19 protein-coding genes are annotated in these 23,598 nt (G+C 52.3%); 12 read left to right on the forward strand and 7 right to left on the reverse strand.

Annotation, left to right across the window (positions count from 1 at the left end; all coding sequences use genetic code 11):
• Window positions 1-24: 24 nt before the first annotated feature.
• The 4 genes from ACMXD4_RS07020 to hemJ all read left to right on the forward strand — a co-directional run bounded on the left by ACMXD4_RS07020 (window position 25) and on the right by hemJ (window position 2,193).
• Window positions 25-750: a glycosyltransferase family 2 protein gene (locus ACMXD4_RS07020; RefSeq protein ID WP_415880280.1), complete on the forward strand. Its 726-nt coding sequence runs from the start codon at window positions 25-27 to the stop codon at window positions 748-750.
• Window positions 751-798: 48 nt separating this feature from the next.
• The gene (locus tag ACMXD4_RS07025) at window positions 799-1,170 is read left to right on the forward strand and encodes a lipid-A-disaccharide synthase N-terminal domain-containing protein (RefSeq protein WP_033155518.1); all 372 of its coding nucleotides are present in this window, start codon (window positions 799-801) and stop codon (window positions 1,168-1,170) included.
• A gap of 127 nt (window positions 1,171-1,297) precedes the next feature.
• Window positions 1,298-1,750 carry a DUF4124 domain-containing protein gene (locus tag ACMXD4_RS07030; protein ID WP_415880281.1) on the forward strand — a complete coding sequence of 151 codons (453 nt, stop codon included), beginning with the start codon at window positions 1,298-1,300 and terminating at the stop codon, window positions 1,748-1,750.
• Between the two features lie 17 nt (window positions 1,751-1,767).
• Complete coding sequence (hemJ, locus tag ACMXD4_RS07035) at window positions 1,768-2,193, forward strand: protoporphyrinogen oxidase HemJ (protein ID WP_033155516.1); 426 nt, start codon at window positions 1,768-1,770, stop codon at window positions 2,191-2,193.
• On the opposite strand, the gene murU is transcribed toward hemJ, so the two are convergent.
• Window positions 2,190-2,888: an N-acetylmuramate alpha-1-phosphate uridylyltransferase MurU gene (gene murU, locus ACMXD4_RS07040; protein WP_033155515.1), complete on the reverse strand. Its 699-nt coding sequence runs from the start codon at window positions 2,886-2,888 to the stop codon at window positions 2,190-2,192. The genes hemJ and murU overlap by 4 nt on opposite strands.
• The gene (locus ACMXD4_RS07045; protein ID WP_033155514.1) at window positions 2,885-3,886 is read right to left on the reverse strand and encodes an aminoglycoside phosphotransferase family protein; all 1,002 of its coding nucleotides are present in this window, start codon (window positions 3,884-3,886) and stop codon (window positions 2,885-2,887) included. The genes murU and ACMXD4_RS07045 overlap by 4 nt, the downstream gene beginning before the upstream one ends.
• 257 nt (window positions 3,887-4,143) lie before the next feature.
• Between ACMXD4_RS07045 and ACMXD4_RS07050 the strand changes: the two genes are divergently transcribed.
• The 3 genes from ACMXD4_RS07050 to ACMXD4_RS07060 are packed head-to-tail and all read left to right on the forward strand — an operon-like array spanning window position 4,144 to window position 8,653.
• On the forward strand, window positions 4,144-6,807 hold the full coding sequence (locus tag ACMXD4_RS07050) for an LPS-assembly protein LptD (protein ID WP_415880282.1): 2,664 nt from the start codon (window positions 4,144-4,146) through the stop codon (window positions 6,805-6,807).
• 7 nt (window positions 6,808-6,814) lie between these two features.
• A complete protein-coding gene (locus tag ACMXD4_RS07055) occupies window positions 6,815-8,101 on the forward strand; it encodes a peptidylprolyl isomerase (protein WP_415880283.1) in 1,287 nt (428 codons plus the stop codon).
• A 6-nt stretch (window positions 8,102-8,107) separates the two neighbouring features.
• Complete coding sequence (locus ACMXD4_RS07060) at window positions 8,108-8,653, forward strand: DbpA RNA binding domain-containing protein (RefSeq protein WP_033155511.1); 546 nt, start codon at window positions 8,108-8,110, stop codon at window positions 8,651-8,653.
• Between the two features lie 31 nt (window positions 8,654-8,684).
• Here ACMXD4_RS07060 and ACMXD4_RS07065 read toward each other — a convergent pair whose 3' ends face one another.
• Window positions 8,685-11,015: a TonB-dependent receptor gene (locus ACMXD4_RS07065; RefSeq protein WP_415880284.1), complete on the reverse strand. Its 2,331-nt coding sequence runs from the start codon at window positions 11,013-11,015 to the stop codon at window positions 8,685-8,687.
• Between the two features lie 201 nt (window positions 11,016-11,216).
• On the opposite strand from ACMXD4_RS07065, the gene rnd reads away from it, so the two are divergent.
• Window positions 11,217-12,365: a ribonuclease D gene (rnd, locus tag ACMXD4_RS07070; protein ID WP_415880285.1), complete on the forward strand. Its 1,149-nt coding sequence runs from the start codon at window positions 11,217-11,219 to the stop codon at window positions 12,363-12,365.
• Between the two features lie 190 nt (window positions 12,366-12,555).
• Here the strand turns inward: rnd and ACMXD4_RS07075 are convergent, their stop codons facing one another.
• The 3 genes from ACMXD4_RS07075 to ACMXD4_RS07085 all read right to left on the reverse strand — a co-directional run bounded on the left by ACMXD4_RS07075 (window position 12,556) and on the right by ACMXD4_RS07085 (window position 18,347).
• Window positions 12,556-16,653, reverse strand: a complete 4,098-nt coding sequence (locus tag ACMXD4_RS07075) for an EAL domain-containing protein (protein ID WP_415880286.1) — start codon at window positions 16,651-16,653, stop codon at window positions 12,556-12,558.
• Window positions 16,654-16,678: 25 nt separating this feature from the next.
• The gene (locus ACMXD4_RS07080; protein WP_171696061.1) at window positions 16,679-17,335 is read right to left on the reverse strand and encodes a TMEM165/GDT1 family protein; all 657 of its coding nucleotides are present in this window, start codon (window positions 17,333-17,335) and stop codon (window positions 16,679-16,681) included.
• A gap of 82 nt (window positions 17,336-17,417) precedes the next feature.
• Window positions 17,418-18,347, reverse strand: coding sequence for a ZIP family metal transporter (locus ACMXD4_RS07085; RefSeq protein WP_171696060.1), 930 nt, complete (start codon window positions 18,345-18,347; stop codon window positions 17,418-17,420).
• A gap of 266 nt (window positions 18,348-18,613) precedes the next feature.
• Between ACMXD4_RS07085 and ACMXD4_RS07090 the strand changes: the two genes are divergently transcribed.
• The 3 genes from ACMXD4_RS07090 to nadA all read left to right on the forward strand — a co-directional run bounded on the left by ACMXD4_RS07090 (window position 18,614) and on the right by nadA (window position 20,881).
• Complete coding sequence (locus tag ACMXD4_RS07090) at window positions 18,614-19,162, forward strand: DUF2780 domain-containing protein (RefSeq protein WP_171696059.1); 549 nt, start codon at window positions 18,614-18,616, stop codon at window positions 19,160-19,162.
• A 157-nt stretch (window positions 19,163-19,319) separates the two neighbouring features.
• Window positions 19,320-19,715 carry a hypothetical protein gene (locus tag ACMXD4_RS07095; protein WP_415880287.1) on the forward strand — a complete coding sequence of 132 codons (396 nt, stop codon included), beginning with the start codon at window positions 19,320-19,322 and terminating at the stop codon, window positions 19,713-19,715.
• Window positions 19,716-19,786: 71 nt separating this feature from the next.
• A complete protein-coding gene (gene nadA, locus ACMXD4_RS07100) occupies window positions 19,787-20,881 on the forward strand; it encodes a quinolinate synthase NadA (RefSeq protein WP_415880288.1) in 1,095 nt (364 codons plus the stop codon).
• Window positions 20,882-20,929: 48 nt separating this feature from the next.
• Here nadA and ACMXD4_RS07105 read toward each other — a convergent pair whose 3' ends face one another.
• Window positions 20,930-21,907, reverse strand: coding sequence for an MDR/zinc-dependent alcohol dehydrogenase-like family protein (locus ACMXD4_RS07105; protein ID WP_415880289.1), 978 nt, complete (start codon window positions 21,905-21,907; stop codon window positions 20,930-20,932).
• A 99-nt stretch (window positions 21,908-22,006) separates the two neighbouring features.
• Between ACMXD4_RS07105 and ACMXD4_RS07110 the strand changes: the two genes are divergently transcribed.
• Window positions 22,007-23,512 carry a phenylacetate--CoA ligase family protein gene (locus ACMXD4_RS07110; protein WP_415880290.1) on the forward strand — a complete coding sequence of 502 codons (1,506 nt, stop codon included), beginning with the start codon at window positions 22,007-22,009 and terminating at the stop codon, window positions 23,510-23,512.
• The last annotated feature ends 86 nt before the right edge of the window (window positions 23,513-23,598 follow it).

Below are 23,598 nucleotides of genomic sequence, written 5' to 3' on the forward strand. Positions count from 1 at the left end.
AACTTTTTCAACTTTTACCAAGATATGAAGATTTCTGTAGTAGTCCCCGTTCACAATGAAACGGACAATGTCGAATTGCTGATCGAGGAAATCCATCGTGCGCTGGGCGATGGGGAAACCTATGAAATGATTTTTGTGGATGACGGTAGTACCGATGACACAGGCCTAAAACTGCAAGGTGCAATGCAGCAATATCCGACTCTGCGCGTGCTGACACATCAACGCAGTTGCGGACAAAGCCGTGCCGTGCATACCGGCGTTTCGGCAGCGCGCTACCCATGGATTGCCACCTTGGACGGCGACGGCCAGAACGATCCGGCCGATATACCCCATCTGGTCGCGGCCTGGCGCGAGCAAAACGACAGCCAATTGTGGATGCTGGCCGGCTTTCGGCATAAGCGCAACGATACCGGTTGGCGCAAGTTTTCCTCCAAATTTGCCAACGCGGTGCGGCAGTCTATTTTGCATGACGCCACGCCGGATACCGGTTGCGGCTTGAAGTTATTCCTGCGCGATAAGTTTTTGGCCTTACCGTATTTTGATCATATCCACCGTTTCCTGCCGGCGTTAATCCGGATGGCGGGCGGACATGTCATTTCCGTAAAAGTGAATCACAGGCCGAGAAATTTCGGCACGTCGAAGTACGGAACCTTGGACCGGGCGCTGGTTGGCATCGTCGACTTGCTGGGCGTGGTTTGGTTGAAAAAACGCCATAGCCTGCCGATTGTCAGCGAGATTCAGCGTGGTTAATCGCTGGATTCAACCCATTTGTTCCGCCGTATTTTAGGAGTCGTTAACATGGAAAATGGAATCGTTTATTTTTTTACGCATTTGGCGGATAAATGGCAGCACCACTTATCCATCATGGATTCGAATGACATCATTTGGCTCAGCATCGGTTTGGTGGGCCAGACCTTGTTCATGATGCGTTTTATCGTGCAATGGATACACAGCGAGCGGCACCAGAAGAGCATGATCCCGGTGAGTTTTTGGTATTTCAGTTTATCGGGTGGGGTCATTGTGTTGGCTTACGGTATTCACCGTGTGGATCCCGTGATTATTCTGGGTCAATTGCCGGGTACTTTTGTGTATGCCAGAAACCTAATATTAATTCGCCGCGAACATCGCGATGCGTTGGCGGAGATGACCGAGCAAGATCTGGGGACCTAATCGATTTGACTAGCCGGAAAACGACATAAGCTATTTTGGCGCAAGGATTTTTCCTAACTATTGAAAACAGACTGAATTTTTACCCTAAACTATGGCCCGAGCAAATGGCGTTTTGGCGAGGTGTGCGATGAGGGTGGTAATTTTGCTGGCGATGGTTCTGAGTTATCACTCGGCAAGCGCGGAAGTCTTTAAATGTATCGGCAAGGACGGCAAAACCATTTATCAGGCCAAACCTTGCCAAACCAGCGATAAAACTGTGCAGTTGGATATTCAAGCCAATGAAGCACAAGAGGCAGCGGCCAAAGCCAAGCTGGAAGCCCTGCAAAACGAACAGGAAGCTGCCAAAGCCGCCAAGCTGGAAGCTGAAAGACGCGATGCGATACTGAAAAACCAAACCGAATCGACAAATGCCCTAAAGCAAAGTGCGATTGCTCAGCAGCAGCAAGTTGAAGCGGAACAACGCCAGGCGGCAGCTTTGGAAAGACAAGCGCAACAAAACAGTAATCGGGTGTTGATTGTCGCGCCTCCCACCGCGTTACCGGGCATACCCGCGCCGGTGACCACCGAAATTTTACGTTAGTCAGCCTCGGGAACCTCATGCTCTGGTTAAAAGCCTTACATTTGATTTTTATGGTGACCTGGTTTGCCGGCTTGTTTTATTTGCCCAGGTTATTTGTTTATCACGCAATGAGCGACGACAGTATCAGCAACGAGCGCTTCAAAGTCATGGAACGCAAACTGTACTATGGCATCATGACGCCGGGCATGATTTGTACCTTTATCTTTGGCGTGTGGATGTTGGGTGATTACGCCTGGATGCTATATTCCGGCAGCGGTTGGCTACATCTAAAGTTGGGTTTGTTGGGTTTGCTGGTGGTTTACCATGTGTTTTGTGGCAAGTGGCTGCTGGATTTCAAGCATGATCGCAACCGGCATTCGCATGTGTATTTCCGCTGGATCAACGAGATTCCGGTATTGTTCTTAGTCGCCATAGTCTTGCTGGCCGTCGTCAAACCATTCTAATGCATGCCATCCTCGGCATGTAGACCCCTGAGGCGGGCGTGATGCTCACTCAGTTCAGCCAAGCGTTCCGGTGTGCCTATGTCCATCCACAGGCCGGAAAACTTCTCGCCGCTAATCCGCTGTTGCTGCATGGCTTGGTTTAACACCGGTCTCAGTTTTAACGGCGCGACCGGGATGTTGGCAAACAGCTTGGGGTGATAAACGCCGATACCGCTGAAGGTGAGTTTGTTCAAGCCTTGTTCCGACAATACACCGTCGGCATTCAGCGAAAAGTCACCTTCCGGGTGATGCGGCGGATTATTGATCATCACCAGATGAGCCAGATCGATGGCTTGGGTTCGCAAGTTGGCCAAGGGATAAGCGCAAACAATATCGGCGTTAAGCACCAGGAACGGCTCATTGCCCAGCAAAGGCAGGGCCTTGGCAATGCCGCCGGCGGTTTCCAGCGCGGTTTCGCCTTCATCTGAATAATCAATCGAAACATTCCAGCGCTTACCATCTCCACAATAGTCTTTAATCTGCGCGCCTAGATGGGCGATGTTGATGACGATTTCGGTAAAGCCGGCGTGTGCCAGGTTTTCCAGGGTGTATTCAATCAGCGCCTTACCGGCGGCTTTCAATAAGGGTTTGGGGGTATGGTCGGTCAAGGGCCGCATTCTTTCGCCGCGCCCGGCCGCTAAAATCATTGCCTTCATGCAGATGCCTCGACACGCGGCAGCACCTGTTCTTGCAGAAACTGCTGCATCTCGGTTAACTCGGGATAGAGCTCGCAAACCCTAGAAATATAAGCCAGGGTGCGCGGAATGTCGGCCAAATAGTCGGATTTTCCATCGCGCAGATGCAGTCTGGCGAAAATGCCGACGGCTTTCAGGTGACGCTGCATGCCCATCAGATCGAACCAGCGTTTGAATTGATTGAAATCGGCTTTCAGCAGTCCGGCTGACAACAGGCGTTGATGATATTGCTGGGCCCAGCTGATGACTTGCTGTTCGGGCCAAGCGATGTAACAGTCGCGCAGCAGCGACACCAAATCGTAGCTGATAGGGCCGACGACGGCGTCTTGGAAGTCGATAACGCCCGGTGAGTTGTGTTCCAGCACCATCAGGTTGCGCGAGTGGAAGTCGCGGTGCACGCAGACTTGCGGCTGTTCAAGCGCCGAATCGATCAAGATAGCGTTGAGAGATGTCGCGAGCGTATGGGGAATCGTAATGCCCAATAGTTTTTCCAAAAACCATTCGTAAAAAATACCGAGTTCCCGCAGTAGCAGAGCGCTGTCGTAAACCGGCAAGCCGCAATCGAGCGGATTTACGCCGGTTTGTAGTTTGAACAAGCTGTCCATGGCTTGTCGATACAACAGTTCTGCATCGCCGGTTTGTAAGCGGTCAAGAAAGCTTGTGGAGCCTAAGTCTTCCAGCAACAGAAAACCTTGTCGGCTATTCTGTTGATAGATATTCGGGATATGAATATCGCTCGGTTTCAGCAATCCGGCGATGCGTACGAACGGTTCGGTATTTTCCTTGTCCGGTGGTGCATCCATGGCAATGTGGCAGCCGTCCCGGTGCTCAACTCGGAAATATCGCCTAAAGCTAGCGTCGCTGGAAGCCGGGGTGATTTGTTGTATATCAAGAGCGACGTCGTTATTGAGCCAATCGACAAGCTCCGCCAAGCGGCGGTCTGAGCTGGAAACGTACATTTTTATTAATTGCGGGTCAACCTAAGGTAAAATGATGACAAGCATTTTATTCGATTTCCATTCCGCTAAGTCAATTTAGCCGCATTCGCCAAGACATGAATTATCGGTTTTATACAATTTCTTCAGCATTATTGTTTTTTACGGGCGTCGCCTCTGCTGCCAATAATGCGGCGTGGAATTGTGAGCAAACCAAAAATGGCGAATGGACTTGTCTAAATCAAACACCTGCTGGCAACGAGCCAACTGCTCAGCCGCAAGTGATTAAACCCACCCCGCCCGCCCAAACCAAGCCTGCCCAGCCGGAAACAGTCGCGCAGCCGCCTGTTCCTGTCGTGCCCGCGCCCGTTCAACAAGCGGTCAAACCGGAACCCGAGCCGGAAAAAGTTAAGGTGGTCGAAAAGGCGGTGGAAAAAGCTATTGCCGAGCCGCAAAAGTTACGGGTTAAAGTGACTGAAAATCAAAAACCGGTGCTGGAAAAAGTCGAGCCCAAAACCGAGACAGCCAATGCCAATACCGGCAAAGTGCCCGGTTGGACTTGCAAAACCGGTGATGATAAGAGTGGTTGGAACTGTAATCTGGTGGGTGCCGATCCGAAAGGCGAGGCCCATGTCGTAGCCGAAGGCGGCAGCAGTGAAGAGTCCGGTTCGTCTTGGCTTACGCCGACCTTTGATCGCAAACAAGAGCGGGATTTTCAAACCTTACGGGCCGAGTTTGATAAAGATCCTTGGCAAAGCTGCGAAGTGTGGGGTGCTAAAAAACGCAAAATCAGAGCCACCTCCGCCGAAGTCCGCGATGCAGCAACTACCGATATTAACGCCGATTTTTCGGAAGTGTTCGACGGCGAAGTGCTTAATTTTGCCGGTAATGTGGATATGGTGCGCGCGGATCAGCATTTGGTTGCCGACAAGGCCAGTTACGATACGGTTGCCGAAACCTTGGACGCACAAGGTAGCGTGTTATACAGCGAAGACCAGCTGGCTTTTTCCAGCGAGACCGCCTCGTTGAGCCTGGGTAAAGACGAAGCACGCTTGCGCAAGGCGCAATTTATCGTCGCGGAGGCGCCGTTTCGCGGCAACGCCGGGGTGGTTTATCGCGAGAGTAAAGGCTTGTCGCGTTATAACGATGCCGCGTTTACCAGTTGTGCGCCGGGCAACCAGGACTGGATTGTGCATGCTTCGCGGATGAAAATTAACCGGGACAGCGGACAAGGTTCCGCGAAAAACGCTTGGCTGGAATTTAAAGGCGTACCGGTGTTGTACACGCCCTATATTTCCTTCCCTACCGACAATCGCCGCCTGTCGGGCCTGTTGGCGCCAACTTGGGGTAGTACGCAGCGGAACGGTTTTGACGTTTCCGTGCCGTTTTATTGGAATATTGCCCCCAACTTCGACGATATCGTCACGCCGCGTTACATGAGTAAGCGTGGTGAGCAGTTACGCAATAAATTCCGCTATCTGACCGATATATCCAGAGGTACGTTTTCTGCGGAATATATGCCCAACGATCAATTGGTCAACAAGGCCCGTTACTCGGCAAGCTGGAAGGATCAATCTACCTTGTTACCGGGTTTAAATTCCTTGTTGGATTTGAATTATGTGTCCGACAAAACCTATTTCAACGACTTGAACAATGCCTTGGGTTTCCAAAATACCAGTTATTTGCCCAGTACCGCATTACTGAGTTACGGCGGGGCTGTTGCCGGCACCGGTGTAGGTTTGTCCGTAGGGGCGTACCATTATCAATCGGTGGATAAAACCATTCCCGATGCCGCGATGCCCTACGATATGCTGCCTCGCGTCAATTTCAATGTGGCGCATGCGTTTGAAGGTTTGCCGGTTACGCTGGCGATGAATAACGAGTTCACCCATTTCCACCACACCGATCTGGTTAACGGTCAGCGGATTAATATTGCCCCGTCACTCAGCTTGCCATTGGAAAGTAGCGCCGGGTATTTCATCCCGAAAATCACCGGCCAATACACGCAGTATCAATTGAGTAACCAAACCTTAGCCGGGCAGCCCAGTACTATCAGCCGGACCTTGCCGATCTTCTCAGTTAGCAGCGGCATGAATTTCGAAAAAGACCTTAATTTCGGTGGTTCGCAGTATCTGCACACCTTGGAGCCGCAGGCCTTCTACCTGTACATCCCACGCAAGGATCAAAGCAATATTCCGGTCTTCGATACCGCTCTGTACGATACCAATTTTTACAGCTTGTTCCGGGAAAACCGTTTCGCCGGTGGGGACAGGATACAGGACGCTAATCAGATCACGCTGGCCACCGTTTCGCGGTTTATCGATTCCAATACCGGTTTGGAACCTTTAAAAGTCAGTCTAGGACAGATTATGTATTTCCAGGACAGAACCGTGACGATGCCTGGGCAGCCGATTGAGACCAGTAATAGCTCCAATTTCGTTGGAGAACTGAGCGGCCAATTCAGCAAACATTGGTCGTATATGACCGGTACGCAGTGGGATCCGGAAGCCAACGGCTTCGCGCGCGGTCAGGTGGCGTTAAAATACAATATGCAACCGAACCAGATTGTGAACCTCGGCTATCGGTACCGTCGTAACCCCTTGGACAGCTTACAAACCATCTCGCAAACCGACGTATCGTTCCGCTTACCTTTGTTTGGCGAATGGTACGGCTTCGGTCGCTGGCAGTACTCTTTGAATTTCGATAAAACCACGGAAAGTTTCATTGGCGTGGAGCGGGAAAACTGTTGCTGGCGCTTCCGTATTCTGGGCAGGCGCTTTATCAACGGTGCCAATACCATCGCCTTTATCGATCCTAGCACCAAACCGGAAACGGCGTTTTTCGTACAGTTGGAACTGAAAGGTCTGTCCAGCTTCGGTGACAATGTCGATACCTTCCTGCAAACCAACCTGAAAGGCTATCGTAAAGCCAGCTATTTTGAGTAAGCAACGCATGATTAAAAAAGGGATAGTGATTTTCTGTTTGCTCCTGGGTGCTTACATGGCTCCGGGTCAGGCCCAGGTGTTGGACCGGATAGTGGCGGTGGTGGAAGAAGATGTGATTCTGGAGCGCGAACTGAATAACGAAGTCGGGGCTATCGTCAGTAAATTGCGGAGTAACAACGTAACGATGCCTCCCGAATATGTGCTGCGCAAACAGGTGTTGGAACGCATGGTGGTCGACAAGTTGCAACGGCAACTGGCGGCTAAATCGGGTGTACAGGTCAGCGATGAAATGCTTAGTGCTTCAGTCGCTGATATAGCCAGCCGGAATGGCTTGTCGGTTGAAAGTTTTCGTAACGAGTTGACCAAGCAAGGTATGGACTACAAAGCGTTCGAAGATAATCTGCGCAACGAAATTATAATCAACCAGCTACGTGGTCGGGAAATCGGTTCGCGGGTCAAAGTTACCGATGCCGAAGTGTTGCATTACATGGAAACGCAGAGCAAAGCCGGCCAGAGCAATTCCCAGTATCATTTAGGGCATATTCTGATCGCGGTGTCGGAAGCGGCTTCGGCCTCCGCGATTCAAAAAGCTAAGGACAAGGCCGATCAAGTCATCGCCGATTTACGCGGCGGCAAGGATTTCAAACAAGTTGCGGTTAGTGTCTCCGACGACGATAACGCCTTGAAGGGCGGCGATCTGGGTTGGCGCAGCATCGGCCAGATTCCATCCCTGTTTACGGAAGTCGTGACGACGATGAATCAAGGCGATGTCTCGGAAGCGATCCGCAGTCCCAGCGGTTTTCATATCATTAAAATGCTGGAAACTGAGGGTGCCGGACAGCATATCGTTACCAAAACCAAGGTCAGGCACATTCTGATCAAGACCAATGAATTGGTGGACGACGCCGAAGCGCAGAAGCGTTTGATAGCGCTGAGAGAACGGATTAATGACGGTGACGATTTTGCCAATTTGGCGCGCGCGCATTCCGACGACAAAGGCTCGGCGATTAACGGCGGTTCGCTGGATTGGGTGGGTCCGGGTGCATTAGTGCCGCCTTTTGAGGAAGCGATGAACAAGTTGGCGATTAACGAGATTAGCCAGCCGGTGCAAACCCAGTTCGGTTGGCACATGATCCAGGTCTTGGGTCGCGAAAATCAGGACAACAGCGAGCAATTCAAAAAAGACAAGATTCGCGAGGAAATCCGTAAGCGTAAAATTGAGGAAGAAACCGAATTATGGTTGCGGCGCTTGCGCGACGAGGCTTTTGTGGAAATCGATCTGGATAGATTGTAAGGCACTATGAACGCTTTCTCTGCCGAAAGTCGTAAGGAAGATAAGTTTAAAAGGCGCTTGCAGCGCATAGTCAGCGAAGAAGACCTGGCCCAGCAACGGGAGCTGATTCAGCGTACCGCGGCCGAATTGGACATAGACCTATTGACTTGCGCCGCGGCCTTGGTTTATCTAAGCCAACCCAACCTGTATCCCGCACATACTCAGCAGCCCAGATTATTGGTTCCTCTACCGCAACCTCACAGTCGCGGTCCGCATGCAAATGGCAAAATGGTGCGTTATCGCCTGGCCGTCGGCAGCCAGCACCAAATCAGTCGCGACGATATTCAGGCGGTATTGGTCGAAGAGTCCGGCGTAGATAAAAAGCGCATTGGCAGGATCGACATTCGCGACACTTATACGTTGGTGGAGTTACCGGACGGCATGCCGGCGGATATTTTTCAGTTATTGACCGAAGCGTCCATAGGACCGCATCGCCTCAACATCAAACGCATCAAACCGAATAAATTCAGGCAAACCCGTAACAACAATCAGCTGGACGAGGAAAACGGCTAATTTCAGCCGTTTTCCTGCGCCCAGGCTTGGACTACATAGTCAGGCGAATGCCTATCCAAGCGGCGCGAGGCGCGCCCACGCCAACGAAGCGGCTTTGTTGGTCGCCTGGCAATCCCACGCCGTCAAGTACATCCCCGGTATTGCCCCAGGTGCCGAAATTGGCATATTGGCGGTCGAACAAATTGCTCACTTTACCGAACAGCGCGACGTTTTTGTTGAAGCGGTATTCGCTACGCAAATTAAATACGACGAATCCCGGCAGCTTGGCCGTCAAATTGGCTTCGTCGCCGCGCAGATATTGCGAGCTGTTGTAATTCATATCCATTCCCAGAGTCCAGGCGGAGACGATGTCGAAGTCGGTGCTGAACTTGAACTGATGGACTGGGATGCCGGGTAGCTTGTCGCCGGCCTGTACCTGGATATTGCCGTCGCCATCCGCCAGCGGATTGTTGGGGCTGCTGCCCAGAAACGGCGTTTCGAAGCTGGCATCGATATAGGTGTAATGGCTAGACCAGCGCCAGCGCTCGTAAAAATTACCCGCCAATCCCACCTCTACACCTTGGCGTAAGGTAGAGCCGACATTGTCGAAATAACCGACATTGCTGCCGACACCGCCGGTGCTCTTGAAAATGATGTCGTTATTGTTGATGGTCCGGAATAAAGCCAAATTCCAGTCCATGTAGCCCGGCAGCAAGTTTTTCAACCGGCCGCGCACCCCGGTTTCGAAGGTATTGGCGACTACTTGCTTGAGAGGCGGATCGGATACGAAAGCATTCGGCAAACGGCAAGGGTCGTCCGGGTTGGCGCAGCTTAACTCCATCGGTGTCGGCACCCGCGACGATTCGCTGTAGTTACCGAAAAAGGTCAATTCCGGCATGAAGGCGTAGGTCAGACCCGCCGCCGGATTGAAGCGGTCGAATGAGTGCGAGCCGTTCAGGTCGTCGCCGACATGGTCGCGCAGTTTAATATGGGATTGGTTGTAACGGCCGGAGACGGTCAGATCCAGTTTGTCGGTCAGGGAATAGGTGTCGGTTAAAAATACGCCGTAATGATCGGTCTCTGTAGTCAGGCGGACATGGGCGTCTTGCAGCAATACCCCGCCCCCTGACACCCCGCGGTCAGCGGTTAACGAACCCAACTGGGTGTCGGCGTGATAGCGGGCGTTGCCGTGGTCGAAACTGGCCCCGCCTACCAGATGGTTGTTGCGGCCGAATATTTTGTGGTCGAAAGCATTTTGCAAGGCAAAGCCGAACGATTGCTGTAGCGTGCTGGAAGTGTTGATGGTGCCGCCCTCGACCGCTGGTGAGGCAGCTATATTACTGCCGCCTAGATCGAACAAGCCCTCATCGTCCAACTCGCCACCGGATTCGGCGCACAAAAAGTTGTCCTCGCCAGCGCCTTCATCAATACATTCGCCAAATTCGCTACCATCGCCGTTATAGGTGCCGATCTTATTCCGGCGGTAATACATCGTGCCGGATAATTGATTGTGGTCGTTCAGCCAGGTATCGCCGGCCAGCGACACCAGCATCATCCGGTTGCGGGTAATGTCGGGATGCGTAAATACCTGATCGCGGCCGAATGCCAGCATTTCCTGGGGAAGGGCGCCGTTGCCGCGCAAGGTGTTGTCGCTGCCGGCGATGCTTAAATCCAGGCCGGATTTAACGCCGCGCCAACTCAGGGTGCCGAAACCTTGCTTGGCTTCGCTCGGGGAGTGGGCGCGCCAGCCTTTTTCGTTGAAATACTTGGCATCCAGGAAATAGCCCCAGGTGCCGTTGTTCCAACCGCTGGTGAGTTCTTCGGAATGGCGGTCCCAGGAGCCGCCTTGGGCTTCGAAACTGTGGCCGGGTGCCGAGAAACCGGTCTTGGTGTTGATGTTGATCGAGCCGCCCAGCGCATTCAAACCAAACGCCGGGTTCGATGCCGGTTGCAGGCTCATGTTCTGTATAGCGCCGTTAGGGATTAAGTCCCAGTTGATCATATCGCCGAACGGTTCATTGAAACGAATACCGTTGACATACGTTGCCAGGCCTTGCGGCAAGCCCATCAGCGGGGACGCGCTGAAGCCGCGGTATTGCACATCGGGTTGCAGGGGGTTGTTTTGCGCATCGTTGATGTTGACGCTGCCGAGATAGCGGTTCATGTAGTCCGCCAGAGACAGGGCTTGGGCTTCCTGCAATTTTTCGGCTGACACTGTTTGCACATTCGCCGGAATTTTATTGATATCGACGCCGCCGAATTGTAAAGGCGTTACCGCTACAACTTCCACTTCCTCCAGATTGGTCGCAACTTCCGCGGCTATGGCTTCGGCTAAGGGCAGCATGCTGAACAATGGCAGCACGCCGAGCGCAACTTTTTTCATAAATTTACCTGAGAATACAAAACAAAAGCGGCATGGTAAACAAGCAGGGCCGGGGGTTCCATTGTCGGCAATAAAAAGGAAAAATTCCTGATTTGCATCGCGTCGGCCAATGCCGGAATATTTCAGTCAATCACGCCCCGACGGGGTAAAATACGCAGTCACGCCGTTTTTCGGCAAGCCCTGTTAATTGCCATAGCGACTATGACTATTCAATATATCAACCGCCCGGATCAACTCGATAGCCTGTGCCAACTGATCAGCCAGGAGCCCTGGATCGCCCTGGATACCGAATTTCTTCGCGAGAAAACCTATTACCCCAAGTTTTGTTTACTGCAAATAGCTGCGCCGGGCTGGGTGGCTTGTGTCGATCCGTTAGCGATTGCCGATTTAACGCCACTGTTAGAGGCGATTTACAATCCCAATATTGTCAAAGTGCTGCATTCCTGCCGGCAGGATCTGGAAATTTTTTACCAGATTACCGGCAAAATTCCGGGCCCGATTTTCGATACGCAGATTGCCGCGCCGCTGCTGGGTTTTCAGGAAAATCCGGGTTATGCGATGCTGGTATCCAGCTTTTTAAACGTCAATCTCAGCAAAGCGCATACCCGTACCGACTGGTCGGAGCGGCCCTTGAGCCAGGATCAAATTCAGTATGCCGCCGATGATGTGATTTACTTATGCAAGATCTACAAAATCATGTTGGAGCAATTGGATAAACTGGGGCGCGCCAACTGGTTGGAGAGTGATTTTGCCTTGTTGAACGACCCGGAGCTTTATCAACTGTCGCCGGAAAATGCCTGGTTGAAGATTCGCGGCAAGAACAAGTTGACCGGCAAGCAATTGTCCATCATGCAAAGCCTTACCGAATGGCGCGAACGTACCGCCCAGCAAGAAAACAAACCGCGCAGTTGGCTGTTACAGGACGATTTGCTGCTGGAACTGGGCAAATTACAACCCGTGACATTGGCCGATCTAGCCAAGATCCGCAACATCAACGACCGTACCGTCAATCGTTACGGCAAAACGATTTGCGAATTGATCGACAGTGCCAAACAACGTCCGCCCAAACCCTTGGCCGAAAAGGATCAAGCCGGCAAGAAAACCCAACAGCACGAAGCGATACTGGATGTACTCAGCGCGGTGGTCAGAATCCGTGCTGAGGAAAACTCGCTGAATCCCATCATCTTGGCTACCCGCAAGGATCTGGAGCAATTACTGTCCGGCGATGAGGATTGCTTGTTGTTGCACGGCTGGCGTTACAACATGGCCGGCCGGGAGTTGCAGGGCTTATTGCGCGGTGACTTAACCTTGAGCTTGAAGCCGGATGGCGTGGTGATTAGTGCGGTTTAGCATGCGGCGGCCTGCAATATCCTTGCAATAATGCTGAATTAATAATGCCCCAATGTATCGGTTACCGGCATTTCCGTATAAGCCGGTCTATCGAATAGCAGCGTTTTTATTGAACGGGCTCCCGCCTGTACGGCAGCGAGTGCGATAACGAAGATAACTGCATCGGCGGCGGGGAACGGCTGAGAATCCGCTATGCTGATTTACCGAATTGTTGTTCAAATGTTGCCGCCGGCAGCGGTTTGGCAAACAGATAACCCTGCCCGTAATCGCAGCCGATAGCGGTCAGCAAATTGCGTTGCTGCTCGGTTTCCACGCCTTCTGCTATGACTTTCAAGCCCAATTTATGCGCCATCACGATGATGGCTTCGCAAAGTACGAAGTCGTTCGAATCCTCCGTTAAATTGCGCACGAACGACTGGTCTATTTTCAAATAATCGATGTCGAATTTTTTCAGATAAGACAATGCGGAATACCCGGTGCCGAAGTCATCTATAGCGACTTGCATGCCGGCGTCGCGGAACGCCATCAAATGATTGTGTACAGACAGATTGGCGTCCAACAGCAAGCCTTCGGTGATTTCCACCACAATACTTTGGCCAGACAATCCCAGTCGATTCAAATAGTTGAACCAGTCTTGAGGGGCATGCTCGGGGCTTTGAAATTGTACCGGCGATTTGTTGACACTAATTTGAAATTCGGGATGGATAGTGGTTCGCCAGGTTTGTACTTGCCGTGCCGCGGTTTCGAATACCCAATCGCCGATTTCTCTGATTAGACCGGTTTCTTCCGCCAGCGGTATAAATTCTGCCGGGTTAATCAAGCCACGCTTTGGATGATGCCAGCGTAGCAAGGCTTCCGCTTTATGCACTTCGCCGCTCAGCAAGTCGACGATGGGTTGATAGCACAGCAAAAATTGCGTATTGGCCAGCGCGGTACGTAAGTCTCCGAGCATTGCGGCGCGGGCTTCCAGCGCGTCCTGTAAGGCTTGGGTAAAGAAATGGTAGTTGTTACGGCCCTGGTTTTTAGCAGCGTACATGGCCTGATCGGCATTCTTTTGTAATTGGCTTAAGTCGGTGCTGTCGTTTGGATAAAACGTGATGCCGATACTCGCAGAGACATAAGCCAGTTCGCCGTCCAAGCTAAACGGTGCACTGAGTTTTTGCAGCAGGTTTTTAGCTATCGGTTCGGACACTTCGATACAGTCCAACTCGCTCAAGATAATTGTGAATTCGTCGCCCCCCAAGCGCGCCACGGTATCGGACTCCCGCACGCAGGTCTGTAAACGCCGCGCGGTTTCCTTCAGTAAGTTGTCGCCCATATCGTGACCCAGCGTATCGTTGATTTCCTTGAAGCGGTCCAGGTCGATAAACAACAGTGCAAACAATTGGCCCATGCGGTGGGCTTTTTTGATTTCCAGTTCCAGCCGGTCGCGGAACATCCGCCGATTAGGTAGGCCGGTGAGCGGATCGAAGTTGGCTTGCCGCCAGATTTGTTCCTCGGATTGTTTACGCTGAGTGATGTCGGAAAACAGGGCGACCCGGCGTAGCGGCTTGCCTTCCGCATCATAAATGGTGTTGATGGCCAGCTCTTCGACGAACAAGTGACCATCCTTACAGCGATTTTTTATTTCTCCGCGCCACGCACCGGTCGTTTGCAGCGTGGTCCATAATTCTCGGTAAAACCCCGTATCGTGTTCGCCGGAACTGAGAATATGGGGATTTTTACCGACAACTTCAGCCTCCGTATACCCAGTCATCTTGGTAAATGCGGGGTTGACGCTGAGGATGGTGTTATCGCTATCCACCACTATCATCGCTTCACTGCTGTTGTGATAAACCAGGGCCGCCAGCCGCAGGTTCTCTTCGGTTTTGCGCAACTCGCTGATGTCGCGGGCAAAACCAACCGTACCCAGTAACTGACCTTGCTCATCCATTACAGGCGCTTTATAGGTCTCGAACCATTTGCGCACGCCGCGATCGACAATTTCCTCTTCGACAATCAATTTGTCTCGCAAAGCCATCACGCGCCGGTCATCGGCGACGTAGCTTTCGGCCAGTTCCGGCGGGGCAATGTCGAAATCGTTTTTGCCCACCAGCGCCTCCGGGTTGACCGCGGAAAATACGTTGGCGAACTCCTGGTTGACGGCCAGCAGGCGGCTATCGGTATCTTTTAGCCAAATCGCATGCGGAATGTTATCCAGCAATGCGCGTTGATAGTATTCTTTCTTTTGCAGCGCTTGTTCTGTACGATGTTGATTACTGATGTCGCGAAAACTCCAGACGCGGCCGACAATTTTGTCGGCGATACTTTGTGGCTTGGAATAGCGTTCAAAAATCCGGCCATCGGTAAACTCGATCAGATCGTAACTTTCTGCCGTGGAGTGATTGTAAAGAGCCTGAACTTTGTCGAAAAACGCATCGGGATTTTTTAGCTGCTTAACGGCTAAATGCAAAAGTTTTATATCGTCTTTATCTTCTCCAACAGCCGTGCTGGGCAGCTGCCACAGTTCAAAAAAACGCTGATTGTAAGTAACGATCTGACCTTGCAGGCTGACCACCAAAATGCCGTCGGCCGTGGCTTCCAGCGTAGCCTTTAGCAAGGAAACCGATTGGGCCAAAGCGTCTTCGCGGACTTTGTTTTCGGTAATGTCTTCGTAGATCCCCAAAATGCCGATCATTGCATGATCGGAATTGCGCAAAGGTATTTTCGAGGTGCGTAGCCAAATGGTATTGCCGGCAGGTGTGGTTTGGGGTTCTTCATACGCCAGTTTGCCTACCCCCGATGTTATCACCTGGCGATCATCTGCTTGGTAACTTGCGGCTTGATCTCGCCAATTTAGTTGACTGTCGTCCTTGCCGATTAAATCGCTGGAACTGGATTGTCCGGCATCCCCCGCAAATAGCGCGTTACAGCCCAAATAGCGAGAATTCAGGTCTTTCCAGAATACACGGATTGGTAAGGTTTCCAGGATGGTCTGCAACAGTAAATGGGATTCGGTCAGCGCTTTTTCGGATTTTAGTTGCTCGGTAATATCGAACAAAATGGCCAGATTGTCTCCGACATACGATTCGCCCAGGGATACCGAACCGGCGAGCACAGTGCGCCGTTCACCATGTTTGCAATGAATTTCCGCTTGGAGGGTTTCGAAACTTTGCACGCGACGGGATTTATCAGTCAACTCCAGCCAGGTTTCCATAATGTTCTGGCGGTAGGCGGGGTCGGGATAGGCTTTGGGCCACCATTCGTCAAGCGTTTTAATGTCTTCCAAGGTGTAACCGAAAGCTTTGCTGAAAGCCGGATTTAGCAATGTGAACTTGCCTTCGGCGTTGTAAATGGCCTGGGGTACTGGCGAGTAGTCGATGATAGCCTTCAAACGTTTTTCGCTATCGCTCAGTCCTGAGGTAATCAGCTGCTGCTTGTGCAGAGTAAGTGCCAAAGTGGTGCCGGTCCAGGACAGTACCAATATATAAAACCAAAGATTCAGCAATTCGCTTTTCTCGAAGTCGTCGCCGAAAAAGCCTAGATGATGTGCGGCGCCGAATAGCGCTTGGATGGTAATCAAGCCGGAAATCAGCGTTACGCCATGGCGATAGAAACGGAGTGCGGCCCAAATGGCAAACAGAAACATCCAGTAACCGCGGGCGATTTTGCCAAAGACAGGCTGGAAAGCTTCGAGGAATACTACTTGGCCGGCGAACAAGGCAACAATGATTAGCAGCAACGCTTCCAGGCCGCGTTTTTCAGCAAACCATTGCTTTGGCCAATTTCGCCAAACCAATAATATCGGGGTGGTCGTGACAATACCGAAAGCATCCGCCATCCACCAATGTAAAATCGCTTGCGGCATAGCCGCTAGCGGTATGAAGCCGGCCTGATGTAAAGCCAAAGGGCCAATGCCTGCACTGATCAACGAGCAAGCGGCGCCGGTCAGGGTTAGCCAGATAAAGTGGCCTGGCTCGGTTAAGTCTAAAGAAAAACGCTGTTGGTGTTTTAGCAGGTAGGCGGCTGTCACCGATTCCAGTGTGTTGCCCGTTGCAATGGCAAAAGACAGTGGGAGCGAGTCGTCTACCATCAAGCCGGCGGCGAACGCGCCCAGAAATATGCCTGGCCAATAGCAAAGGCCTTTCAGCAATAAGGCGGCCAATCCCAATCCGCCGGAAAACCACACCAGGGTGATGTTACCGGTCTCTGAGAAATAAGACAGTACAATTTTGGCTAACAGGCAATACAGCCCGGCCAAGCCGAGTATTGCCGCAACGTCTAGCCAGCGGTAATTGGGAAATGCCATGAATCGCTGCAAGTCTGGAATTTGGCTAAAGTTGGGGGAGCAAACCCGCAGCCAGCAAGCTTTCGTAGGCTTTATAGGCCGCAACTGCCGACAAAATCAGGAAAAACACGCCGCTGGCTTTATGCAGCAAGGACAGGGGGATTTTTTGCAACACGGTGCGGCCAGCCAGCACGCCCAGTGCGGACGTAAACGCCAGCGCCAGCGTCGAGCCCAGCCAAACTGCAATCGGTTGCGCGGTACTGCTGAATGCCACGACAGCCAATTGAGTTTTATCGCCAAATTCGGCGACGGTGATCAATAAAAAGGTCGTAAAGAAAATGCCGTGGCCACTTTTCTCGACGATTTCTTCGTTGTCATCGTCTTCGTCGTGGTTGAGCAAAGCATGCAGACCGAATGCGGCAAACAGCAGGGCGACGGTGGCCGCGACCAGATATTCCGGTAACCATGTTGCAATCGCCGCACCAAAAACCACCGCCAAAGTGTTCAGCAGCGCGAACGCGGCAATCGCTCCTAATAACACCGGAGTCGGTCTGTGCTTGGAGGCCAGGGTCATGCATACCAGTTGGCTTTTATCGCCAATTTCTGCGGCGGCTATCAGTGCAAAGCTGGTGCCGCCGGTCGCGAGCAATTCCGCAAAGTTTAAGGTGCTTATTTGGGTGATGAATGCGGTTAGGTATTCCATTCGGCACTGAGGAGTTTGATCGGAAGATATAAAGCCCAAAAGGCTTTTGCCTTTTGGGTGGCGCGCTTGGTTTAGGTGGTGTTTATGTCAGTATTTTGTCCAGGATCATCATGATGATGAAACCGGCCATTAATGAAAATGTAGCGATGCGCGAGCGGCCTTTGGCGTGCGTCTCCGGGATGATTTCTTCGCTGATGACGAACAACATCGCACCGGCTGCAAACCCCATTGCAATCGGCAATATCGACGAAAATACCGTGACCATGGTAATGCCCAATAGGCCGCCCACCGGTTCCACCAAGCCTGTCAACGTGGCGATGGCGACGGCTTTCCATTTGTTGTAACCCAGGCCGACTAGGGGCAGGGCGACTGCCAGGCCTTCCGGCAAATTTTGCAAGGCAATGGCAATAGACAACACCAAGCCATTGTTCATATCGCCGGAGCCAAAGCTGACGCCGACCGACATGCCTTCCGGGAAGTTATGGATGGTGATGGCGATGATGAATAAAGAGATTTTTTGCAGCGAATCCAGGGAATGATCGCTGACTGAATCAAAATGCAGATGCGGCAATCGGCTGTCGGCAACATGTAAAAACAGCGCGCCGATCAGCATGCCGGCGGAAACGATCCACAAGCCTTTGCCGGGCCAGATTTGTTCGCCGTAATCCAAGCCGGGCACCAGTAGCGAAAACGCGGTGGCCGCCAGCATTACGCCCGCTGCGGCGCCCAGCAAGCCGTTGAATAGCCGGTCGGAAATATTTTTAAAGAACAAGGCCGGCAAGGCGCCGATGCCGGTAGCTAATCCAGCCAGCACGCTGGCCAGAAAGCCGATCACCACCACTTTGTCAAAAATAAGGTACAGGCTGCCGAATACCAGGATTTGCGAGAGCAAAAACAAACCGATAAACACCCCCCAACGTTGCATCAGCGGCAAGGTCATCACATGCAGGTATTTAGGATGGGCTTGCAAGCGAAGATAATAGTCTTCGAGCGTTTTTTGAATATTCAGCATATTTTTACCTTTATTGTTCTTGTGGCTAAAGCCAGGATTATACTGAATTCATGCGAATTGCCGATTTTTACCCACAATGTTTGCGGGGAGTTTCTCGGTTATCTGCAGATAACACGCCGTCTTTGCACAGGACGCCGCGGCTGTCCGCCTGCGGCGATAAAAGAGCCCAGGTTGTATCCTGGGCAGGTTTCGATTTACAGTGCCGGTTTTGGCGGCCATGATGTGGCTTGGTCCGGTATTTCGGCGTTTTTCAGGAGTTCGACAGAATGAAGGTTTTGCAAGGTTTTACAGCAGTCGGTGTTCTCGCGGTCATCAGCGCTTGCGCACCGGTGCAACAGCAGGTTTCAGATCAGACTTTTGCCTTGGGCGGGTCGCCAGCCGTCTATGGTGCAGCAGGTTCTATCGCCGGTGCGGTGGGGCAGGCCAACCAACTAGGGTTAATCGATATTCTGGTTGGGCAATTGGGCATCAGCCCGCAGCAAGCGCTGGGTGGCGTGGGGTCAATTTTTTCAGTGGCGCAGCAACGCATGAATCCCGGTGACTTTTCGCAATTGAGCAATGCCCTACCGGATATGGACCGCTATTTGTCCTCGGTACCGCAACAGGTTTCCACTACCGGCTCGCAATCGTTGCTGGGCGCTGCGGGCGGGTTAATGGGCGGGCAACTTGGCAGTCTGGCGAATTTAGCCGGATCGTTTCAATCTTTGGGTATGAATCCGTCCATGGTCAGCCAGTTTGTGCCGGTGGTTTTACAATATGTACAAAACCAAAGCGGTGCTGGGGCTATGAGTTTGCTTCAGCACGCTTTATATTGAACAGCGCGCCCACTTTTCCGGTTTGAGTCCCGCTTCTCCGCCGCGAATATCGTCGTTTGCGCTCAGGCGGGAATGACGACACCAGAAGATATAAGGGCCCGGTGAATGAAATGGCGTGGACCTCAATCTAATTTTTACAATCACAGACTAAAAAATCATGGAAATATTATTGATAGGCGCCGTTTTGATGATCTTCGCCATTTTGTTATCCGCATGGCTGATGACTTTTGCCAAATGGTTTCCGATCAAAGGCATAGACGGCGAGTTTTTAAAAGACTACAAAACCCTGATTCGGGCGCATGTGGACTTTGCGTTGATGGCGCTGTTTTGCCTGGGCTTTTACGGCACAAAAGTGCCGCTGCCGGTCACCGCTTGTTGGTTGGTCGTGATCGGTGGCTTGACCAATCCCGGTGTGTTTGTGGTGGCGGCATTCGATCCGGATTTTTGGTCCAAGCCGATATGGCGGATTTATTCGGCTTTGAGTTTTGTCGTCACCACCCTTGGTTTTGGTTGGATTGGCCTCACTTTACTGAATCATGCTTTGTCGGCATGACCCATGGAGCCGGCTGTAAAAAGCCGGGCCTAAGTTTTCGAAATTCTCGCTTTTTGTTTTCAGGTTAAAAAATGACTGCTGCCTTACCCATACGTGATTACGCCCTGCTCGATGATGCAGAATGTGCCGCGCGCATAGAAGCCGCCAAAGCCAAACTCGGCAAGCGCTGCATTATTCTGGGTCATCATTACCAACGCGACGAAGTATTCAAACATGCGGATATATTCGGCGACTCATTGAAATTATCGCGGGAAGCGGCACAATCGGAAGCCGAATACATCGTCTTTTGCGGCGTGCATTTCATGGCGGAAGTGGCGGACATTTTGTCGCGGCCGGAGCAAATCGCGATTTTGCCGGATTTGGCGGCCGGCTGTTCGATGGCGGACATGGCCAATAAGGTCAAAGTCCAACAATGCTGGGACGAGTTGGCGAAAGTGATTGATGTGGAAAATACCGTCACCCCGGTGACTTACATCAATTCCGCCGCCGATTTAAAAGCGTTTTGCGGGCAGCATGACGGTATTGTCTGTACCTCTTCCAACGCCGAAAAAATCCTGAAATGGAGCTTTGCCAAACGCGAAAAAGTATTGTTCTTCCCCGATCAGCATTTGGGCCGCAATACCGGCTACCGGATGGGCATCCCGCTGGAACAAATGGTAACCTGGGATTTCAATAAACCGGAGGGCGGTTTGACCGAACAGCAAATCCGCGATGCCAAGATTATTCTTTGGAAGGGTCATTGTTCCGTACATCAAGCCTTCCAGCCGGAGCAAATCGACGCCTTCAAGGAAAAACACCCGGAAACCATCGTTATTTCCCATCCCGAAGCCTGTTTTGAAGTCTGCGAAAAATCCGATTACATCGGTTCCACTGAAATGATTTTGAAAATCGTCCGCGAAGCCGAAGCCAATACCCGTTGGTTGGTAGCGACCGAGCTGAATCTGGTCAATCGCCTGAATCAGGAATGCAAGGCACAAGGCAAAAGCGTGCATTTCATGGCGCCTACTTTAAGTATGTGCTCAACGATGTTCCGCACCGATCCGCAGCATCTGTGCTGGGTGCTGGAAAATCTGGCGGCCGGGCATGTGGTCAACCAAGTCTCCGTGCCTGCCGAGCAGGCGGCGCTGGCGAAAAAGACTTTGGATAATATGCTGCTGGCGTCTTAACGCCTTCTAAGCTTGCGCTCGCTGGCGGTGCTGGTGAGTTCAAGCGGGTTAATAATCTGAATTCAGTGCGGGCTGTAACAGAATTTTTCTGACGCCGGCTTGGGCGGCGTGATTGAATGCGGCAAGTCCATCGCTCAGTGGGTATTGGCCGTCTATCATCGTTTCCACGGGTAGCTTGTTTTCTGTCAACAGCTTTAGGGCTTCTGCAAACGGCCCGCAGCGGGAGCCGATGATGTTGATTTCGTAAACCACCACCTTGCTTAAATCCAGTGCCGCGTTGGCTGCAAAGGTGCTTTTCAACACCAAGGTGCCGCGCGGTTTGACGATGCGCAAGGCTTGCGCAAAACCTGATGCCTGACCGCTGGCGTCGACGACGCGGTCGAAGCTGTTGTCTGGAATCTCGTTAGTCAAGCCAGTCGTCAGTTGCCATTGTTTGGGCAAAGCTAATGACTCCAACGACCGGCCCAACACCGTGACTTGGTAGCCGGCCAGACTCAACACCTTGGCGATCAACAAACCCAAGCGGCCGGGGCCGACCACCGCGATGTCGGCGATGGGCAGTGCGGCTATTTGTTTTACTACACGCAAAGCAGCGGCCAGCGGCTCGGTAAACACGGCGGCTTGGTCAGTCACTATGTCGGGGACGGTGTACAAGTTGGCAACCGGCAGGCTGAAATAATCGGCAAATACCCCGTCTTTGCCGCGTATTCCCAGCACTTTACGATTCAGGCAATGCTCGGGGCCGTCGCGCTGGCACACCTCGCAGACGTTGCAGCCGATATTGATGGCACCCACCGCGCGCCGGTTCAGCCAATCTCTGTGTTTGTCATCGGCAACGGCGATGACCTTACCGACAAATTCATGGCCGAGGATGCCGGAAAATCCGGCATAACCCTTCACCAGTTCCAGGTCGGTGGCGCAGATACCGGCCAGGCGCAGTGCAATCAAAGCTTCGCCGGCAGCTAATTCGGGTATCGGCATATCGTTGCGGTAGGATAATGATTTGTCTAATCTCAATGCTTGCATCGGTATGGGCATGGTGTTGTGCAGAATTAACGTTTTACCAAACATTCAATCCAAGAATATATCTTTAGGGTTTTTCCAGCATTTTTCAGGTGGTTTGCAATGAGCGATTTACCGACGACGTCTTCTGCGGCAGCATTTCAACATTTTCTGGCCACGCCATTGGATACCTTGCTTACCAAGCATCAAGCGCTTAATCCGCAGCAAAAAATGCTGGCTCTATTTCAGCGTTGTGCGGCTGAGGTTCCCGCTTATCGGCAGTTTTTACAAGCCCAGCAAATCGATCCCGCGCAGATTAATAATTACGCGGATTTTCAAAAGCTACCGCTAATCAGCAAAGCTAACTACATGCAAGCCTACCCGTTGCCGGCGCGTTGTTTCGGCGGCAATTTAAGCGGGGCGGACCGGGTGGCGGTGTCGTCAGGCTCCACCGGCATGCCAACTTTCTGGCCGCGTTCGGCAGCATATGAGTTGGATGTGGCGGTGCGCTTCGAGCAGGTGTTCAAGGACAGTTTTCAGGCCGATAAGCGCTCGACTTTGGCGGTGGTGTGTTTTGCGTTAGGCAATTGGGTGGGCGGCCTGTTCACGACCTCCTGTTGCTGGCATCTGGCGCAGAAGGGCTATCCCTTGCTGGTGGCAACGCCGGGCAATAATAAAGCTGAGATTTTTCGGGTAGTCCGCGAGTTGGCGCCGCACTTTGAGCAAACCGTGCTGTTGGGGTATCCGCCGTTTGTGAAGGACGTGATCGATGCCGGCGCCGCCGAGGGCATAGACTGGGCGCAATTCAAACCTAAACTGGTGTTTGCCGGCGAGGTGTTTAGCGAGGAGTGGCGCAGCTTGCTGTCCGAGCGTATCGGCTCGCAGTCGGTTTGTTTCGATTCCGCATCGTTATACGGTACCGCCGACGGCGGCGTGCTGGGTAACGAAACGCCGCTTAGCATTGCCATTCGCCGTTGGCTGGCGCAACGGCCGGAAGCGGCCCGAGCTTTGTTCGGCGAATCGCGGCTACCAACCCTGGTGCAATACGATCCGCATAGCCGATTCTTTGAAGTACACGAAGGCACGCTGGTGGTCTCCGGCGACAACAGCGTACCTCTGCTGCGCTATCACATCGCCGACAAGGGCGGGGTGCTGAGCTACGCGCAAATGTGGGATTTTTTGCGCGAGCACGGTGTGCATGCAGTCGAGGATTTAGGCCTGGATGCGCGTTATCAAGCTCGCCAATTGCCTTTTGTGTATGTGTTCGGCCGCGCGGATTTTACTGTGTCGTTTTACGGCGCCAATATCTATCCGGAAAACGTCACGGTAGGGCTGGAGCAGCCGGAGATCATGGCTTGGGTGACCGGGAAATTTGTTCTGCAAACCCGGGAAAACGCGGAGGGCGATAAGTATCTGCATATTGCCGTGGAATTATTGCCGGGTGTGGTGGCGGAAGCGGAGATGGCGCCGACGATAGCGGCGTCCATTCGTGGGCAGTTGTTGCGGCTGAACAGTGAATTTGCCCATTACACGCCAGTCGAGAAGCAGTTGCCCCAGATCAGCCTACATGGTTTTGCGGATGCGGATTATTTCCCCGTTGGGGTAAAACACCGGTATACCCGACGTTAACAGAACTGAGCAAAGGTTGCTCAACCATGAGTGCCGGCCATGGGGCGTGTGGTGTGTCAAAACGCGACACACCCGCACGCCCAGTC

Source organism: Methylomonas sp. TEB (genome assembly GCF_047777895.1).
Classification (GTDB): Bacteria; Pseudomonadota; Gammaproteobacteria; order Methylococcales; family Methylomonadaceae; genus Methylomonas.

Excerpts from the sequence above, each read along its gene's own strand:
- ACMXD4_RS07085 (WP_171696060.1), bottom strand. The coding sequence starts at position 18,347 with ATGCTGAATATTCAAAAAACGCTCGAAGACTATTATCTTCGCTTGCAA.
- ACMXD4_RS07020 (WP_415880280.1), top strand. The coding sequence starts at position 25 with ATGAAGATTTCTGTAGTAGTCCCCGTTCACAATGAAACGGACAATGTC.
- ACMXD4_RS07095 (WP_415880287.1), top strand. The coding sequence starts at position 19,320 with ATGGAAATATTATTGATAGGCGCCGTTTTGATGATCTTCGCCATTTTG.
- ACMXD4_RS07060 (WP_033155511.1), top strand. The coding sequence starts at position 8,108 with ATGAACGCTTTCTCTGCCGAAAGTCGTAAGGAAGATAAGTTTAAAAGG.
- ACMXD4_RS07025 (WP_033155518.1), top strand. The coding sequence starts at position 799 with ATGGAAAATGGAATCGTTTATTTTTTTACGCATTTGGCGGATAAATGG.
- ACMXD4_RS07105 (WP_415880289.1), bottom strand. The coding sequence starts at position 21,907 with ATGCAAGCATTGAGATTAGACAAATCATTATCCTACCGCAACGATATG.
- ACMXD4_RS07075 (WP_415880286.1), bottom strand. The coding sequence starts at position 16,653 with ATGGCATTTCCCAATTACCGCTGGCTAGACGTTGCGGCAATACTCGGC.
- ACMXD4_RS07065 (WP_415880284.1), bottom strand. The coding sequence starts at position 11,015 with ATGAAAAAAGTTGCGCTCGGCGTGCTGCCATTGTTCAGCATGCTGCCC.
- hemJ (WP_033155516.1), top strand. The coding sequence starts at position 1,768 with ATGCTCTGGTTAAAAGCCTTACATTTGATTTTTATGGTGACCTGGTTT.
- ACMXD4_RS07030 (WP_415880281.1), top strand. The coding sequence starts at position 1,298 with ATGAGGGTGGTAATTTTGCTGGCGATGGTTCTGAGTTATCACTCGGCA.
- ACMXD4_RS07080 (WP_171696061.1), bottom strand. The coding sequence starts at position 17,335 with ATGGAATACCTAACCGCATTCATCACCCAAATAAGCACCTTAAACTTT.
- nadA (WP_415880288.1), top strand. The coding sequence starts at position 19,787 with ATGACTGCTGCCTTACCCATACGTGATTACGCCCTGCTCGATGATGCA.
- ACMXD4_RS07090 (WP_171696059.1), top strand. The coding sequence starts at position 18,614 with ATGAAGGTTTTGCAAGGTTTTACAGCAGTCGGTGTTCTCGCGGTCATC.
- murU (WP_033155515.1), bottom strand. The coding sequence starts at position 2,888 with ATGAAGGCAATGATTTTAGCGGCCGGGCGCGGCGAAAGAATGCGGCCC.
- ACMXD4_RS07055 (WP_415880283.1), top strand. The coding sequence starts at position 6,815 with ATGATTAAAAAAGGGATAGTGATTTTCTGTTTGCTCCTGGGTGCTTAC.
- ACMXD4_RS07045 (WP_033155514.1), bottom strand. The coding sequence starts at position 3,886 with ATGTACGTTTCCAGCTCAGACCGCCGCTTGGCGGAGCTTGTCGATTGG.
- ACMXD4_RS07110 (WP_415880290.1), top strand. The coding sequence starts at position 22,007 with ATGAGCGATTTACCGACGACGTCTTCTGCGGCAGCATTTCAACATTTT.
- rnd (WP_415880285.1), top strand. The coding sequence starts at position 11,217 with ATGACTATTCAATATATCAACCGCCCGGATCAACTCGATAGCCTGTGC.